Source organism: Endozoicomonas sp. ALB115, assembly GCF_049310245.1.
In the GTDB taxonomy this organism is placed as follows: domain Bacteria; phylum Pseudomonadota; class Gammaproteobacteria; order Pseudomonadales; family Endozoicomonadaceae; genus Endozoicomonas.
In genome coordinates, this window is the sequence record NZ_JBLYZG010000186.1 from 1 (window position 1) to 1,260 (window position 1,260).

A 1,260-nucleotide genomic window follows, 5' to 3' on the forward strand; every position below is an offset into this window, starting at 1 on the left:
TACCACTGGTGATATTGGCGGCAGTGGCGGTAAGGTCTCTGCCTGCTGTGATTTCTACATCGCTGGCAAATTATTGGGTGTCCTTGATTTTGGACGAGAACTATCTAGAGTTGTCACATTCTTATCCAAAGTTTCAATTTTGGGGTAAAGGATAAGTTTCACATGCTTTTTCATATGCTCTAGAGGTGTCAAGGCCATCAGAAATCAATTTCTTATTTAATTCGACTCTTTTCTGTGCATTATCGTCAAATGGTGATCTCAATAAAATGGCTTTGTGTTCTTTGGCTCTCATTTCTCCCCAGTTTTTGTCTAATACGCTCAGTAACTCTACCTCTTTATCGAATACAGTCCTTCGCTGATCACGGTCGTCAGTATTAGAGGTTGCAGAATATGCGATATGTGAAACTACCCTTTTAAAAAACCAGTAAAGGAAAGTATCTACCTTCTGGGTTTTTAAACGTTCAAATTCGATACCTCTTTCTACGCTCACAAAAAATATATCCTCACCACATAATTCTAGAAATGGGGAGCCATCTGAAGATGCTTTGCTATGGAGGACTAAAAGCTCGAATGGTGCATCAATCATTGCGCCATATGTCATAATGGTTTCTTGTAAACTTTGAAGTGTTACTTTCATCTCTAGTTAACCTTTCGGATATAGCCGTTATGGAGGAGCCAATCCACATTAACTCGCTCAGAAAAGTTAGGTAGAATTTGAACTCCGCCCCCCGGTTGACCAAAGGCTGGAGCTATTTTACCTTGTATGACAGGCATTGGTCTCATCACTTCATAGACATTATATGGTTCAGCTAGACTTCCAGGTGCCAATGCCCTCTGTTCGGAAGGAATACCCTCAGGAGATAGAAAACTGCCATCAGGCTTGCCAAATCTATCTATTCTAGTCCCAATGTCCAACGTTGCTTTTGCTGGAGTCTCTGCAAAACCAAGTTCTTCTGGCCAATCCCAGTCACCGTTTTCTTTTCTATATCTATCATAATACGATGCACCTCCTGCTTCTGCATCAGCATAGCCGGGGATTTCATGAGGGTTCTTTGCCTTATTATTTTCAGCTACGGAATCAATTTTGTTTCCAGATTTCTTTACTGCATCCCCCATTTTATCTAACGACTTCTTACCAACATCCACTCCAACCTTGGCAAGTTTCACACCCAATGGCACTGACTTAATGCCTAATCCCTTGATAATTCAAGGCTTACTCGGAAAGAAGCGACTATAAAAAGTCATCATCATCAATATTTC

2 protein-coding genes are annotated in these 1,260 nt (G+C 41.0%); both read right to left on the reverse strand.

Going from position 1 to position 1,260, the window contains the following annotated elements:
- Positions 1-133: 133 nt before the first annotated feature.
- On the reverse strand, positions 134-637 hold the full coding sequence (locus ACO6VE_RS24525; RefSeq protein ID WP_422464123.1) for an Imm63 family immunity protein: 504 nt from the start codon (positions 635-637) through the stop codon (positions 134-136).
- Positions 638-639: 2 nt separating this feature from the next.
- Positions 640-1,167, reverse strand: coding sequence for a TNT domain-containing protein (locus ACO6VE_RS24530; RefSeq protein WP_422464125.1), 528 nt, complete (start codon positions 1,165-1,167; stop codon positions 640-642).
- Positions 1,168-1,260 lie beyond the last annotated feature (93 nt).